Source organism: Pseudomonas sp. LAMO17WK12:I5 (assembly GCF_900215165.1).
GTDB lineage: Bacteria > Pseudomonadota > Gammaproteobacteria > Pseudomonadales > Pseudomonadaceae > Aquipseudomonas > Aquipseudomonas putida_A.
Genome location: NZ_OBDS01000002.1, coordinates 285,523 through 299,531 on the forward strand (window position 1 = coordinate 285,523; position 14,009 = coordinate 299,531).

General features: G+C 61.9%; 14 protein-coding genes. 6 read left to right on the top strand and 8 right to left on the bottom strand.

Annotated elements, in window-relative coordinates:
* Window positions 1–348: 348 nt before the first annotated feature.
* The 3 genes from CRO59_RS04125 to CRO59_RS04135 all read right to left on the bottom strand — a co-directional run bounded on the left by CRO59_RS04125 (window position 349) and on the right by CRO59_RS04135 (window position 5,707).
* The gene (locus CRO59_RS04125; protein ID WP_097086543.1) at window positions 349–2,037 is read right to left on the bottom strand and encodes an ATP-dependent DNA ligase; all 1,689 of its coding nucleotides are present in this window, start codon (window positions 2,035–2,037) and stop codon (window positions 349–351) included.
* A complete protein-coding gene (locus CRO59_RS04130; RefSeq protein WP_097086545.1) occupies window positions 2,034–3,068 on the bottom strand; it encodes a ligase-associated DNA damage response exonuclease in 1,035 nt (344 codons plus the stop codon). The genes CRO59_RS04125 and CRO59_RS04130 overlap by 4 nt, the downstream gene beginning before the upstream one ends.
* 191 nt (window positions 3,069–3,259) lie before the next feature.
* Complete coding sequence (locus tag CRO59_RS04135) at window positions 3,260–5,707, bottom strand: penicillin acylase family protein (RefSeq protein WP_097086546.1); 2,448 nt, start codon at window positions 5,705–5,707, stop codon at window positions 3,260–3,262.
* Between the two features lie 190 nt (window positions 5,708–5,897).
* Between CRO59_RS04135 and CRO59_RS04140 the strand changes: the two genes are divergently transcribed.
* Window positions 5,898–6,455, top strand: a complete 558-nt coding sequence (locus CRO59_RS04140) for a cysteine hydrolase family protein (RefSeq protein ID WP_097086548.1) — start codon at window positions 5,898–5,900, stop codon at window positions 6,453–6,455.
* A gap of 148 nt (window positions 6,456–6,603) precedes the next feature.
* Here the strand turns inward: CRO59_RS04140 and CRO59_RS04145 are convergent, their stop codons facing one another.
* From CRO59_RS04145 to CRO59_RS04160, 4 genes are read right to left on the bottom strand one after another with little or no spacing between them, the layout of a single operon-like run.
* Window positions 6,604–6,807 (bottom strand): SEC-C metal-binding domain-containing protein, encoded by a 204-nt coding sequence (locus CRO59_RS04145; protein ID WP_003198420.1) that lies wholly within the window; start codon window positions 6,805–6,807, stop codon window positions 6,604–6,606.
* The gene (locus CRO59_RS04150; RefSeq protein ID WP_027614355.1) at window positions 6,804–7,298 is read right to left on the bottom strand and encodes an LEA type 2 family protein; all 495 of its coding nucleotides are present in this window, start codon (window positions 7,296–7,298) and stop codon (window positions 6,804–6,806) included. Before CRO59_RS04150 ends, CRO59_RS04145 begins: the two co-directional genes overlap by 4 nt.
* A 42-nt stretch (window positions 7,299–7,340) precedes the next feature.
* Window positions 7,341–7,817: a YchJ family protein gene (locus CRO59_RS04155; protein WP_027614356.1), complete on the bottom strand. Its 477-nt coding sequence runs from the start codon at window positions 7,815–7,817 to the stop codon at window positions 7,341–7,343.
* 4 nt (window positions 7,818–7,821) lie between these two features.
* Entirely contained in the window at window positions 7,822–8,319 is a 498-nt protein-coding gene (locus tag CRO59_RS04160) for a DUF6231 family protein (protein ID WP_027614357.1), read from the bottom strand.
* A 197-nt stretch (window positions 8,320–8,516) separates the two neighbouring features.
* Here CRO59_RS04160 and CRO59_RS04165 point away from each other — a divergent pair, with 197 nt between their 5' ends.
* From CRO59_RS04165 to CRO59_RS04180, 4 genes are all read left to right on the top strand, one after another.
* The gene (locus CRO59_RS04165; protein WP_027614358.1) at window positions 8,517–9,212 is read left to right on the top strand and encodes an OmpA family protein; all 696 of its coding nucleotides are present in this window, start codon (window positions 8,517–8,519) and stop codon (window positions 9,210–9,212) included.
* Between the two features lie 90 nt (window positions 9,213–9,302).
* Window positions 9,303–10,025, top strand: a complete 723-nt coding sequence (locus CRO59_RS04170) for an OmpA family protein (protein WP_007961895.1) — start codon at window positions 9,303–9,305, stop codon at window positions 10,023–10,025.
* Window positions 10,026–10,187: 162 nt separating this feature from the next.
* Window positions 10,188–10,463: a DUF1145 domain-containing protein gene (locus CRO59_RS04175; RefSeq protein WP_027614360.1), complete on the top strand. Its 276-nt coding sequence runs from the start codon at window positions 10,188–10,190 to the stop codon at window positions 10,461–10,463.
* Window positions 10,456–11,214 (top strand): collagen-like protein, encoded by a 759-nt coding sequence (locus CRO59_RS04180; RefSeq protein ID WP_027614361.1) that lies wholly within the window; start codon window positions 10,456–10,458, stop codon window positions 11,212–11,214. Before CRO59_RS04175 ends, CRO59_RS04180 begins: the two co-directional genes overlap by 8 nt.
* A gap of 82 nt (window positions 11,215–11,296) precedes the next feature.
* On the opposite strand, the gene CRO59_RS04185 is transcribed toward CRO59_RS04180, so the two are convergent.
* Window positions 11,297–11,761, bottom strand: coding sequence for a CopD family protein (locus tag CRO59_RS04185; RefSeq protein ID WP_097086551.1), 465 nt, complete (start codon window positions 11,759–11,761; stop codon window positions 11,297–11,299).
* A gap of 99 nt (window positions 11,762–11,860) precedes the next feature.
* Here CRO59_RS04185 and dinG point away from each other — a divergent pair, with 99 nt between their 5' ends.
* Entirely contained in the window at window positions 11,861–14,005 is a 2,145-nt protein-coding gene (gene dinG / locus CRO59_RS04190) for an ATP-dependent DNA helicase DinG (RefSeq protein WP_003222341.1), read from the top strand.
* Window positions 14,006–14,009: the final 4 nt, after the last annotated feature.

The window sequence follows — 14,009 nt, forward strand, 5'->3', positions numbered from 1 at the left end:
GTAGCAATTTCCGAACCAGAGTCCCGAACAAGTGTTTTAAAAGGTTGGGGGAGGGAGGAGGGAGAGGGATTGGTGCACGGGAATGGGCGCGGGGAATGAGCTGCACCAAGTTGGGTCGATGCACGCATTTTTAAGTGATTCAGAATACTTGTAGAGAGGGGATTTATCCCCGATCGGCTGCGCAGCAGTCGCAAATCCGGTACACGCGGTTTACTGAAAGAATGATGGGGGGCCGCTTCGCGGCCCATCGGGGATAAATCCCCTCACCACAAGATCTCCTCACCAGAAAATCCACTCACTACAGGATGTTCATTCAGGATGATTGGAGGTTTGTCCCCGGAAACCGGGTCAGGCCAGCAAATCCTGCAACGTTGCCAGGCTATCGGCCTCATCCACCGTCTTGTCCTGCCGCCAGCGCAGCATCCTTGGAAAACGCACGGCGATCCCGCTCTTGTGTCGCCGCGACAGGGCGATGCCTTCGAAACCCAGTTCGAACACCAGACTCGGCTTGACGCTGCTGACCGGGCCGAACTTTTCCACGGTGGTCTTGCGCACGATGCTGTCGACCTGGCGCATTTCCTCGTCGGTCAGCCCCGAATAGGCCTTGGCGAACGGCACCAGCGCTCGTTGGCTGGACTCGGGCGGGCCGTCCCACACGGCGAAGGTGTAATCGCTGTACAGACTGGCGCGCCGGCCATGTCCGCGCTGGGCATAAATCAACACCGCATCGACGCTGAATGGGTCGACCTTCCACTTCCACCACACGCCCATGTCCTTGGTCCGGCCTACGCCATACAGGGCGTCGCGGGCCTTGAGCATCATGCCCTCGACACCGAGGCGCCGTGAGGCTTCGCGCTGCTGGGCGAGGTCGAACCAGTCACTGCCAGTGAGAATCGGCGAGGCCAGTAACACCGGGTTGTTACCGTGAGCGATGACCTGCTCCAGTTGTGCGCGTCGTTCGGCCTGCGGACGGTTGCGCCAGTCTTCGCCCTGCCACTCCAGCAAATCGTAGGCGAGCACCACCACCGGCACTTCTTCAAGGATTTTCTTGTCGAGGGTTTTGCGCCCGATGCGCTGCTGCAGCAGCGCGAACGGTTGCACCGCCGGCGGTGCGCTCGATTGCGGATCGAAGGCGTCTTCGGTGCTCGGATGGGTGCTTTTCCAGACCACGATTTCGCCGTCGATTACCGTGCCGTCGGGTAACGCGTGGACCAGTGTGTCGAACTCGGGGAAACGCTCGGTCACCAGTTCTTCACCCCGCGACCAGACCCACAGCCGACCCTCGCGCTTGACCACCTGCGCGCGGATGCCATCCCACTTCCATTCCACTTGCCAGTTGCTCGCCGGCCCTAGCAGCGCTTCAAACTCCTCCACCGGTTGTGACAAGCCATGCGCAAGGAAGAACGGGTAGGGTTGGCCGCCACGTTGCGCATGTTCATCGGCGGATTCCGGCGCGATCAGTTTCAGGTAGCTGGCCGCGTTCGGCCGGTTTGACAGGTCGGTGTACCCCACCAACCGCTGCGCCACGCGTTTGCTGTCGAGGCCGGCCATCGACGCCAATGCGCGGGTGACCAGCAATTTCGACACGCCGACGCGGAAACTGCCGGTGATCAGCTTGATGCACAGCATCAGGCTCGGCCGATCCAGTTGCGCCCACAGCGCTGGCAGGTGGCGGGCGAGGTACTCCGGGGTTTCACCGCGCAGCGGCAGCAGCTTGTCTTCAATCCATTCGGCAAGACCGGCCTCGGAGCTGTGCGAATTTTCCGGCAGCACCAGGGAAATGGTTTCCGCCAGATCGCCAACGGATTGATAGCTTTCCTCGAACAGCCACGGTTGCAGTCCCGAGACTTCCACCGCCAGTTCGCGCAGGATGCGCACCGGCACCAGTTGCCGCGGACGTCCACCAGACAGAAAGTACACCGCCCACGCCGCGTCCTGCGGTGCTGCTTGAGCGAAGTAGGTTTGCATCGCTGCCAGTTTGGCGTTGCTCGACGTGGTGGCGTCGAGTTCGGCGTACAGCTCGGCGAAGGCTTTCATGCTTGCACCTCGGCGATAACCGGCTCGGCGCCAATGTTCTCCTCTTCGTCGTCGCCGTATTCGGTGTTGAAACCCTGCGCGTCCAGGCCTTGTTCGCGCAGATGCCGGACCAGCACGCCGATCGAGCCGTGGGTGACCATCACCCGTTCGGCGCCGGTCTGTTCGATGGCCCAGAGCAGGCCGGGCCAGTCGGCGTGATCCGACAGCACGAAACCACGGTCCACGCCACGCCGCCGGCGAGTGCCGCGCAGGCGCATCCAGCCGCTGGCGAAGGCGTCGCTGTAGTCACCGAACCGGCGCATCCAGGTGCTGCCACCGGCCGAGGGCGGGGCGATGACCAGCGCCTGACGCATGATCGGGTCGGATTTTTTGATGTCGCCGGCGTAGATCGTCGGCGGCAGGTACACGCCGGCCTCGCGGTAGACCCGGTTCAACGGCTCGACGGCGCCGTGACTGAGGATCGGGCCGAGGCTGGCGTCGATGCCGTGCAGAATCCGCTGAGCCTTGCCGAACGAATAACAGAACAGCACGCTGGCCTTGCCCGCCGCGATGTTCGCCTGCCACCACTGGTTGATCTCGCTGAACACCTGCGCCTGTGGTTGCCAGCGGTAGATCGGCAGGCCGAAAGTCGATTCGGTGATGAAGGTGTGGCAGCGCACGGGTTCGAACGGCGCACAGGTGCCGTCGGGTTCGATCTTGTAATCTCCCGATGCGACCCAGACTTCGCCGCCGTATTCCAGACGCACCTGGGCCGAACCGAGCACATGCCCGGCGGGATGGAAACTCAAGGTCACGCCGTGATGGGTCAGCCTCTGACCGTAGGCGAGGGTTTGCAGGTTGATGTCCTGACCCAGACGCGCACGCAAAATCCCTTCGCTGGCGCTGCTGGCAAGGTAGTGCTGATTGCCGTTACGGGCGTGATCGCCGTGGGCATGGGTGATCACCGAGCGCTCGACCGGGCGCCACGGATCAATGTAGAAATCCCCGGCAGGGCAATACAAACCTTCGGGGCGGGCGATAACAAGGTCCATGTCGTTACCAAAATGGGGGGCTTGTTAGCTATGAGGTTGGCGCGAGTCCGGAAGTTCTATCGATTATTTTCCGGGGCGACACAAAGCCCCTGTAGGAGTGAGCCTGCTCGCGATCGCGGTGTGTCAGACGCTTCAATTTTGAAGGTCAGACCGTGATCGCGAGCAGGCTCACTCCTACAAAGGGACGGCCATTATTTGCCCGGGGTCAGGGTCAAACGCGTCTTGCCATACACCCGGTCAAAGTTCTGCGGCTGCATCGGCAAGCCGATGTACTGACCCTTGAGCCAAGCGTCGATGCCGTTGAGGTAGTTCGGGCTGGCCGGGTTGCCGGACTGGCCGGTGCCGTTCTGCCCCATCAGCGGCTCAGCCTGGCTGAAATCGACGATGAAACGCATCGACGGCGCCCGCGTGGTGTTGAAGTCCTTGCCCCAGGCAAACGCCGCGGTATTGAGCGTGGTGTGATCGCCACCGGCTGCCAGCGGGCCACGAACGGTCTGGTCGTTGGCGTTTTTCCACGTGTAGCTGTGCAGTTTGCCCCACTGCCAGGCCTTGCGATCGCCACCCAACTGACTGTCGCCAGCGTTGATCGCGGCGGCCAGACTGCGCGCCAGAATCACGGCTTTGTCTTCTTTCTGCGGTGTACGCAAGTCATCCCAGAACGGGCTGTCTTCGCGCCCGAGCAGGTGATCGGCCTGCGCCGCGTAGGACAAGTCGCCATTGGCAACAAAGGCTTTCCACGCCGGGCTCGACTCCGGGCCGAGCTCATCGAGGAAGATCTGCTTCATGCTTTCTTGCAGGAACAGTTCATAGATCGCCGCATCCGCCGAGGTCGGGTTGAGCTTGCCGTCGAACGCCATCAACCGGGTGAAGGCCTCGCGCGCCTTGCTGCGATCGGCTTCCGGCAGGGCGTCGATCGCCTGTTTCAGCGGCTGCTTCATGCCCGGCGCTTCAAACATTTTCTTCAGCTTGGCAGCGAAGGTGGTGGTCTGGTCGTACTGCATGGCGATCACGCTGCGACCGTCCTGTTTGCCGCTGTTGGCCAGTTCCGCCAAGCGCTCACCGCGCTCCGGCGCCGCCCACGAGTTGGACAACTGCATGCCGTAGCCGTGAGGAATGACCCGCTGGTTGGCGGTGCCGAGCCAGCCCTGGGTCGGGTCCTGATCGTACGGGTGCAACATCGGGTCGGCGTAACCGTCCCAGTCGTAACGACCTTCCCACCCCGGCGATGGCAGCAAACCTTCGCCTTCGCGACGGTTGGGGAAACGCCCGGTGACCTGCCAGCCGATGTTGCTGGCGTCGGCGAATACCATGTTCAGGGCGATGGCGCGGATCTCGCGACTGGCGTCTGACGCGCGTTCAACGTTCTGCGCGCGGGTCAGGTCAAAAAATGCGTCCAGTGATTTGTCGTCGGTGAAGCTCGGGGTTTGCAGGGCCAGGCCAAAACCGTTGCCCTGTATGGCCTGAGCACTGTTGAGCAGCGCGCCGTGGCGGGTTTCGTACACCGCTTCGCGAATTGGTCGCTGGCCTTTGACGAAATAGGTTTCGTTGCGCACGCCCAGCGGCTGCCATTTGCCATTGACCTCATAGGTCAGGCTGTTGCCCTGACGGCGGATTTTTTCCAGGAACAGGTCCTGATTGTCGCCGAGCACGCTGGTGGCGCTCCACGCGACTTTGCCGTTGAAGCCACCGAGGACCATCGGCAAACCGGCAACGGTGACACCGGCAGCCTGATACTTCGGCGCGCGGATCTGCACGAAGGTCCACAGCGACGGTGCCGCCAGTGGGCCGTGGCTGTCACTGGCGAGAATGCTCTTGCCGCTGCGGCTGCGTTGCGGGGCGATGGCCCAGTTGTTCGAGGTGCTGGCGCCGAGCAGATTCACTGCCGCCAGTTGTTGGCTGGCGTTGCTCAGCTCCGTCAGGCCGGGAATCTGCCCGTTGAGCTTGAGGCCTTGCAGCTTGTCAGCCTCGGCCAGTGGCAGGTTTTCATCCGGTGCGGACGGGGTCAGCCAGGCGAGTTTGTCGCTGCTCACGGTTTGCGCCAGCACCAGCGAGGCAATCTCTTCCGGCAGGTTGGCCGACTGGCTGAAGTTCAGCAACGCGAACATCAGTGCCGAATCTTCCGGTTTCCAGTATTCCGGCTTGTAGCCACTGGCGGCGAGATCGCCCGGCAGTTTGTCGGCGTAGCGGAACAGGTAGGCGTTGACGCCCCGCGCATAGACTTCGAAGAAACGCTTGAGGCGTGGCGACGAGGCCTTGTACAGCTCGTCGGCGCTTTTCTTCAGGTTGACCGCGCGCATGTAGCGGTCGGCGTCGAGCATCGAGGCGCCGGACATTTCCGCCAGTCGGCCCTGGGCCAGCAGGCGCAGGGTGACCATTTGGTTGATGCGGTCGCTGGCATGCACGTAACCGAGGGTGAACAGCGCGTCGTGGAAGCTGTTGCTTTCGATCAACGGCATGCCCATGGCATTGCGTCGTACCGAGACGTTCTGTGCCAGACCCTTGAGCGGTTGCACGCCGGAGGTGGGAGGAACGGTGTCCTGCGCGTTCCAGGTCTGGCAACCGGACAGGCTCAAGACACCGGTCACTGCTGCGGCAACGCCGAACCGGGGTAGAAAATGTGTAAGGGCTGGCGAGGCCATGGCAAAGCTCCTGCGGGGGTGTAGAGGCTGGGGGCGCAATAAAGCCGCTACGTTAGTGAGCAGGAGATGGCCGCGCAAGCGGGGCGAGTGGTTATTTCTTGCCATTGATCGATGATTGTCTGATGGCTTGCTTATTTGCAGGGGTGGGTGATGAAGTGCGGGAATCAAATGACTCTCGTGAGAAGACGCCATGGAGCTCAAGGCCAACGCTGCACTGATCATCATCGACCAGCAACAAGGCATTCTGCAGCCGCGCCTGGGGCGGCGGAATAATCCGCAGGCTGAAGAGCGCATGCTCGATTTACTGAGGGCGTGGCGCAGTAGCGGGCGGCCGGTGATTCATGTGCAGCATCTGTCGCGTGAACCGGATTCGGTGTTCTGGCCCGGGCAGTCAGGGGTGGAATTTCAGCAGCGATTCATGCCGCAGGACGGTGAATGGCTGATCCAGAAACAGGTACCGGATGCGTTTTGTGCCACGGGGCTGGAAGCGCAGCTGCATGAGGCGGGGATCGGGCAATTGATCATTGTTGGTGTAGCGACCAACAACTCGGTGGAATCCACAGCGCGCACGGCGGGCAATCTGGGGTTTGAGGCGTGGGTGGCGGAGGATGCGTGTTTCACCTTCGACAAGGCCGATTATTTCGGCACACCGCGTTCAGCCGAAGAAGTGCACGGGATGTCGCTGGGGAATTTGCAGGGGGAGTATGCGACGGTGGTCAGTGCGAAGCAGATTCTGGCGGCTGTCTGAACAGTTTGGGGTGAATGTGCCGGCCCTTTCGCGAGCAAGCCCGCTCCCACAGTCGACCGCGTTCAGTCAGTAGGAATGCGGTCGAATGTGGGAGCGGGCTTGCTCGCGAAGGCAATGTGTCAGGCGAAGAATATCTTCACCTGAAGCATCAAGCGCCGTGGCACTTCTTGAATTTCTTGCCGTTGCCGCATGGGCAAGGGTCGTTGCGGCCGACGTCTTTCAGGGCGTTGCGCACCGGTTCCTGGTGGGCGTGGCCGCAGTTCGGGCCGTGGACATGGCCATGGTCGTGATCGTGATGATGGTCATGATCGTGGTTGCAGTCAGGGCCATGGACATGAGGTTGCTGAGTCATCGGTTGTGCTCCGGAATTAAATCGGCGGGGATTATCACGCCATTGCGCTCCAGGTGCACGTAGTGGGCGATGAATAAACCGGTTTCCATCTCGCCCTGCAATCGATAGGGCACCTGCTGGTGCTGACTTTTCAGCATTTTCACCACGTCCTTGACCCGCGGCCACAGGTTGGTGCGAATCGGTATCCGATAGAACGCGCTGCTTTTCGGCCCTACCGTGATCCAGTGTTCATGCTCGCCTTCGGCCAGCAACAGGTCTGCCAGATGAATGCGATATTCCATGCCGCGCACCGTCAGGTCGCTGTCGTTGGGGTTGTCGATGCGAAAGTGCAGGATGAATTTCTGTTCGAGCAGCTTGGCCCGCACCACCTCGACTTTTACCAGGTGCACGGCGGGGTCGACGCTGTCGTCGCTGAACCATGAGGCGCAACCGCCGAGGTTCAGGATCAGCATCAATAACAAGCCATGCAGTGTGCGACAGTGACCGAGCATCGAAAAAACTCCCTTTGTGCCCAGTCTAGTCGGCACTTCCCTTTATGCGCCGAAATACCCCGCACAGCACTTCTTGAACTTCTGCCCGCTGGCACACGGGCACGCGTCATTGCGCCCCAGCTTCAACTGCACGGTCGGGTCGATGAAGTACCAGCGCCCGGCGTTTTGCACGAACGAGGAGCGCTCGCGGTGGCTGTGTTCGCCCTGGCTGTCGTGCCAGCGTGCGGTAAAGGTGACGAAGGCATGCTCGGGTTGGCCGCCGAACACTTCCGAGCTTTCGACCTCAAGGCCGAGCCAGGTGCTCTGCGCGCTCCAGGCGCTGATCGACTGGCGATCCAGACCGGCCTGCTGGGCGGGCAGGGTGGTGGCCACCAGATAATCGATCAGCCCCAGCACGTAGGCGCTGTAGCGCGAACGCATCAGCGCTTCGGCGCAAGGCGCCGGGTGGCCTTCGTGATAGTGGCCGCAGCAGGCCTCCAGCAGGTTGCCGCTGCCGCACGGGCAAATGGCTGTACTCATTGCATTACCACCAGTATTTGCCGAAGTTTTCCGGATTGGCCCAGAATCGCGAGTTGAGCCAGTCGGGGACTTGTTTGTAGTCAAGCAGATCATAGGTGAACAGGGTCAGTACCTGATCGTCACGCTGGAAGCGTTCACTGGCCTGCAGCGCCAGCGAGTAGAAATCGGTTTCCTGCCAGCCGCTGGCCGGCAGATCCGCCAGCACTGCAATGCGACTGGCGTTGAGGTTGCGAATCCCGCCCAGCAGATTCAAGCCGTCACGCTTGGGCAGGTGCTCCAGGCAATCGACCACCAGCGCCAGGTCGAAGCGTCGCGCCGCCAGTTCGGCGGGCAATGCACCGGGTGCGGCGTGGGCCACGCAGGTGTCCGGATGTGCCTGCTTGAAAGCGGCGAGCGCCGGAAATTCGCTGGCGCCGATCAGCAGCAAGCGCGCCGGGGCATAGCGATCCAGTAAAGCAGCCAGCGCCTGTTGCGGCGTGCGCGAAGAAATGGCGACGTTCATCGAAGCTCCTCAATCAGATCGCCAAGACTAGCGCGCCAGACGGATCCGGCCTAGACCCCGATTTGCCGCGGGCGGCAAAAGTGCCGAATCCCTGTGAACACGGTCCCAAATGCCAGTGGCCTATTGCTGGCGGAGATTAAAACTCCGGTCTTTACTCCGTGAATCGGTTCTAAGCCGATCCCTCAGGAGAAAACCAGATGAGCATAGTTCGGACAGCATTACCTTTGATTCTGCTAACCAGTGTGTTGACTGGTTGCGCAGGTTTGCAGAAAACCGACTGGCCGACCTGTGCGGCGGTCGGTGGTGTGGTCGGTGCCGGTCTCGGCGCGACGGAGAGTTCGTCGTGGGCCGGCTACGGCGCGCTGATTGTCGGTGGTACGGCAGCGGCCTATTGCTGGGTGCACGGTGATGGCGACGAAGACGGAGATGGTGTGCCGGACAGTCGCGACAAGTGCCCGCACACGCCTAAAGGCGTGCAGGTCGATGCTGACGGCTGCCCACCACCTGCCCCTGCGCCAGTGGTAGAAGAGGCGGTTGTGGTCAAGGAAGAAACTATCGTCATTCGCGATGTGCACTTCCAGTTCGACAAAGCCACCCTGACCGGCTCCGACAAACAGGTGCTGGATAAAGTCGCCACGCGCCTGAAACAAGAGTCGTCCACGGCGCAACTGACCGTGACCGGCCACACCGACAGCGTCGGCAGCGATGCCTACAACAAGAAACTGTCGGATCGCCGTGCGCACTCGGTGGTGGAATACCTGATCCAGCAGGGTGTGCCGCGTGCCAGCTTCGTTTCGGTCTCGGGCATGGGTGAAAGCCAGCCAGTGGCGGATAACAAAACCGCAGACGGTCGCGCACAGAACCGTCGTACCGAAATCAAAATCGTCCGCTAGCCCCTCTCGCATCCGCGGCTTGTGCAGTCGCGGATGCGGGTCTTTACTCCTGTGTAACCGGTATGGGCCGGTGACACAGGAGCTTTCACAATGACTGTTTTCTCAAGGTCCGTCTTGCCGGTGCTGCTGCTGGGCAGCCTGCTCACCGGTTGCGCCACTCATAGCGATGGCGATGCCCCCCTCAATCAACGTACGTGGCCGATCTGCAGCCTGATCGGCGGGCTGGTCGGTGGCGGTCTTGGCGCCATTGAAAGTGGCGGCTGGGCCGGTGGCGGTGCGGCGCTGGGGATTCTGACTGGCGGGCTGATCTGTTATGCCCAGGATGGCGATGAAGACGGCGATGGCGTGTTCGACCGCCGCGACCGTTGCCCTGACACCCCGGCCAATACCCCGGTCGATCATCGCGGCTGTCCGCTGCCGCAATATCCGGTCACTGCAAAAGCCCCCGAGCCTGCGCCGCAATCGGAAGTCATCACCCTCAGCGATGCCGGCAATGTGTTGTTCGATTTCGACAAGTCGGATCTGACCCCGGCCGCCAAGGCCCAGCTCGATACGCTGATGGACAAATTGCGCAATGCCGACGTGGTCAGCATCAAGGTTATCGGCCATACCGACAGCAAAGGTTCGGACGCCTACAACCAGGCACTGTCGGAACGACGCGCCAGCAGCGTGGCGGCGTACCTGCTGAGTCAGGGCCTGGCGCCGGACAAACTGACCAGTGAAGGGCGCGGCGAGAGCGAGCCGGTGGCTGACAACGCAACGGACGAGGGACGGGCAAAAAACCGTCGGGTGGAGTTGCATATCAATCGCTAGGACTTGTCTGTAGTCCGCAGGCTAGAGCTGCCGGTCGACGATCGTCGTCGAACCGGCGGCGATCCGACGACTGACAAATGTTTTTTCTTTTGCCCCTCTGGCTTATCCCCCGCGTAAGCCGTTACTGTGCGCCCAAAGAATAATTCCGACACGGGGGAGCGTATGAAGGTTTTCTGGGGGCTGGGGCGTTTGCTGACCCTGCTGTTCTGGTGCGTGGTGGTGGTCAATCTGCTGCTGCCGTTTGTGCATCCGCTGCATGCGCTGGTCAATCTGGCCGGTGCCTCGCTGCTGGCGCTGCATGTGCTGGAGTTGCTTTTCTCGCGCCTCAAAGGGCGTCCCAACCCGTGGCGCGACCGTCTGCGCATCCTGCTGTTCGGCGTTTTTCACCTGCAAACCATCCCGGCCCCGGCCGCTCCGGAGGCTTCTTCCCATGCGTAAACTTTGCCTGCTCGCTGCACTCATCAGTCCTCTGGCCTGCGCCCAGGTGGTCAGCGTCGAAACCAACTCCCTGATGCGTTTGCCCAACACCGCCAGCACCTTGCAGCTGGAACGCCTGGAAGTGGCGGACTACGGCACCTTGCTGATTCCTGCCAATGTGACCGAGCTGACCGTCGGTGAATTGCGTCTGGGCCATGAAGCGCGCATCGCGATCGTCCCGAGTGAACAGGCGCTGGACATGAAAGTCATTCGTGCCGAACTGTCCGAAGGCAGCCTGATCACCGCACGCGGCGCGCCGGGCACCTATGAAAAAGCTGCCCGTGCCGGGCGCAATCTGAATTTGCAGTTCAAGGCACTGAACGCGCCAAAACTGTTTGTCGATGCCCGTGGCGGCACCGGCGCACCGGGTTTCGTCGGCCTGGATGGCGGCAACGGCGAAGATCCGGGCTGCACCTGGGGCGCGGCCGGTCATGGTTTTGACGGCAGCAATGGTAGTGACGGCCAGCCGGGTGCACCGGGTGCGTTGGTGCGTCTGGAAGTGCCGCGCGAGTTTCCGGCCGAGCTGATCAAGGTCAACGTTGCGGGCGGCGCCGGTGGTCCAGCGGGTGTTGGCGGTAAGGCGGGCAAGGGCGGCCAGTCCAAGGGCTGCCTGGTGTATCGCGCCGATGGCGGCAAGAACGGCAAGGCCGGGGCGGATGGTCAGCCTGGGCCGGTGGGTGCGGCGGGGGCTGTGACCGTACAGCGCCTCTGAATAACAGCACTGTTCACAATTGAGGTGAGGGGTTAAATCCCCTCACCACAACAGTGTTCACAGCGCAAAAAAATAGGGTGGGTCAGAACATCGGCCGCGCCGCCGCAATCGCCACCAGCACCAACCCGACGATCAGGTTGATCCCCACCACTCGGCGAATCCGCCCCAATACCGCCGCACCCGCCGGCCAGTCCTTGGCTTCCACCGCTTTACGCAATTCCGGCAGCATCAAACCCTGAATCCGGATAAACAGCGCCGTCATCACCACGTATAGCCCGATCATCACCTGCACGTACTTCGGCGCGGTCTCGAAACCGACCTGCTGCAGATGCAGCATGCCGACGCCGCTGATCGGCAGCAGAATCACCGCGACCCGGACCCAGCGGAAAAAACCTTGAAACACTTCCACCCACAAGGTCAGGCGGCCAGGGCCGTCGAGAGCCTTTACCGCCGCCGGGCGCAGGACCATCCAGGCGAAAAACATGCCGCCGACCCAGACCAGGGCGGACAGGACATGCAGCGGATAAACGAGGCTAAAAGGTGTCATTGGGGCACTCCGTTCTGCGCAGGATTAATTAGCGGGGTATGATAGCCGCCATCCGAAACCACTGAAAATTTATCCAGCGTTTTTAGCGCCCGACAATCAATGATCAGCACTGAACTCAAAACCACGATCCAGGGCGCCTATTCGCGTTTTCTTGAAGCCAAGAGCCTCAAACCGCGTTACGGCCAGCGCCTGATGATCGCTGAAATCGCCAAAGTCCTCGGGGATATCGACACCGACGACGAAGGCCGGCGCAGTGGCGACCCCGCGATTGTCGCGGTGGAAGCCGGCACCGGTACCGGCAAGACAGTGGCCTACAGCCTGGCCGCGATTCCGACGGCGAAGCTGGCCGGCAAACGCTTGGTGATCGCCACCGCGACCGTGGCTCTGCAAGAGCAGATCGTCTACAAGGACTTGCCCGACCTGATGCGCAACAGCGGGCTGAACTTCAGCTTCGCGCTGGCCAAGGGCCGTGGCCGCTACATGTGCCTGTCCAAGCTCGACATGCTGCTGCAGGAAGGCCACGCGCAAACTGCCACCGCCCAGTTGTTCGAAGAGGAAGGTTTCAAGATCGAGGTCGACGAGGCCAGTCAGAAGCTGTTCACCAGCATGATCGAGAAGCTCGCCGGCAATAAATGGGACGGCGACCGCGACAGCTGGCCCAACGCGCTGGAAGACGCCGATTGGGCGCGCCTGACCACCGATCACAGCCAGTGCACCAATCGCCACTGCCCGAACTTCGGCCAATGCGCTTTCTACAAGGCGCGCGAAGGCATGGGCAAGGTCGACGTGATCGTCACCAACCACGACATGGTGCTGGCTGACCTCGCTTTGGGCGGCGGCGCGGTACTACCGGATCCGCGTGACACCATTTACGTATTCGACGAAGGTCACCACCTGCCGGACAAGGCCATCGGCCACTTCGCCCACTACACGCGTCTGCGTTCCACTGCCGACTGGCTGGAAACCACCGCGAAGAACCTCACCAAACTGTTGGCCCAGCATCCGTTGCCGGGCGACCTCGGCAAGCTGATCGAGCAAGTGCCCGAGCTGGCGCGCGAGATCAAGACCCAGCAGCAGTTCATGTTCACCGCGTGCGAGCAGATTGCCGATTTCAAGCCCGGCGAAGACGTCGAAGGTCGCGAGCGGCCCCGCCATCGTTTCGTCGGCGGGGTGATTCCCGAGCACATGCGCGAAATGGGCATTGAGCTGAAAAAGGGTTATTCGCGGCTCAACGATCTGTTCACCCGCCTGACCGACCTGCTCAAGGAAGGCATGGACGGCGAGGTCAACATCGGCATCGCCAGCAATCAGGCCGAGGAGTGGTATCCGCTGTTCGGCAGCCTGTTGTCGCGGGCGTCGGGCAATTGGGAGTTGTGGACCGCGTTCACCGCCGAAGACCCGGAAGACAGCCCGCCGATGGCGCGCTGGCTGACGCTGGCGGAAAGCGGTTCGCTGTTCGACATCGAGGTCAACGCCAGCCCGATTCTCGCCGCAGAAACCCTGCGTCGCAGCCTGTGGAACGTGGCTTACGGCTGCCTGGTGACCTCGGCAACCTTGACGGCACTGGGCACCTTCGACCGTTTCCGCATGCGCGCCGGTCTGCCGAAAAAAGCCGTCACCGCCGTGGTGCCGAGCCCGTTCCATCACGCCGACGCCGGTGTGCTGCGGGTGCCGGATCTGAAGGCCGACCCACGCGACGCCGCGGCTCACACCGCGGCGATCATCCGCGAGTTGCCGGATCTGGTCGAAGGCTCGCGCGGCACGCTGGTGCTGTTCTCCTCGCGCAAACAGATGCAGGACGTGTTCGACGGCCTCGACCGCGACTGGCGCAAGCAAGTGTTCATTCAAGGCAACCTGTCGAAACAGGAAACCCTGAACAAGCACAAGGCGCGGGTCGATGGCGGCGATTCCAGCGTGCTGTTCGGTCTTGCCAGTTTCGCCGAAGGGGTGGACTTGCCGGGGGCGTACTGCGAACACGTGGTGATCGCCAAGATCCCGTTCTCGGTGCCGGACGATCCGGTCGAGGCGGCGCTGTCGGAGTGGATCGAGGCCCGGGGCGGCAATCCGTTCATGGAAATCTCGGTGCCCGATGCCTCGCTGAAACTGGTTCAGGCCTGCGGGCGTCTGCTGCGTACCGAAGAGGACCGCGGCACCATCACCTTGCTCGATCGGCGCCTGGTCACCCAGCGCTACGGCAAGGCGATCCTCAATGCGTTGCCGCCATTCCGTCGTGAAATATCCTGAGACA

What these genes read in the sequence shown, in the direction of transcription:
- CRO59_RS04125 (WP_097086543.1), bottom strand. Translation starts at nt 2,037, where the DNA reads ATGAAAGCCTTCGCCGAGCTGTACGCCGAACTCGACGCCACCACGTCG.
- CRO59_RS04130 (WP_097086545.1), bottom strand. Translation starts at nt 3,068, where the DNA reads ATGGACCTTGTTATCGCCCGCCCCGAAGGTTTGTATTGCCCTGCCGGG.
- CRO59_RS04135 (WP_097086546.1), bottom strand. Translation starts at nt 5,707, where the DNA reads ATGGCCTCGCCAGCCCTTACACATTTTCTACCCCGGTTCGGCGTTGCC.
- CRO59_RS04140 (WP_097086548.1), top strand. Translation starts at nt 5,898, where the DNA reads ATGGAGCTCAAGGCCAACGCTGCACTGATCATCATCGACCAGCAACAA.
- CRO59_RS04145 (WP_003198420.1), bottom strand. Translation starts at nt 6,807, where the DNA reads ATGACTCAGCAACCTCATGTCCATGGCCCTGACTGCAACCACGATCAT.
- CRO59_RS04150 (WP_027614355.1), bottom strand. Translation starts at nt 7,298, where the DNA reads ATGCTCGGTCACTGTCGCACACTGCATGGCTTGTTATTGATGCTGATC.
- CRO59_RS04155 (WP_027614356.1), bottom strand. Translation starts at nt 7,817, where the DNA reads ATGAGTACAGCCATTTGCCCGTGCGGCAGCGGCAACCTGCTGGAGGCC.
- CRO59_RS04160 (WP_027614357.1), bottom strand. Translation starts at nt 8,319, where the DNA reads ATGAACGTCGCCATTTCTTCGCGCACGCCGCAACAGGCGCTGGCTGCT.
- CRO59_RS04165 (WP_027614358.1), top strand. Translation starts at nt 8,517, where the DNA reads ATGAGCATAGTTCGGACAGCATTACCTTTGATTCTGCTAACCAGTGTG.
- CRO59_RS04170 (WP_007961895.1), top strand. Translation starts at nt 9,303, where the DNA reads ATGACTGTTTTCTCAAGGTCCGTCTTGCCGGTGCTGCTGCTGGGCAGC.
- CRO59_RS04175 (WP_027614360.1), top strand. Translation starts at nt 10,188, where the DNA reads ATGAAGGTTTTCTGGGGGCTGGGGCGTTTGCTGACCCTGCTGTTCTGG.
- CRO59_RS04180 (WP_027614361.1), top strand. Translation starts at nt 10,456, where the DNA reads ATGCGTAAACTTTGCCTGCTCGCTGCACTCATCAGTCCTCTGGCCTGC.
- CRO59_RS04185 (WP_097086551.1), bottom strand. Translation starts at nt 11,761, where the DNA reads ATGACACCTTTTAGCCTCGTTTATCCGCTGCATGTCCTGTCCGCCCTG.
- dinG (WP_003222341.1), top strand. Translation starts at nt 11,861, where the DNA reads ATGATCAGCACTGAACTCAAAACCACGATCCAGGGCGCCTATTCGCGT.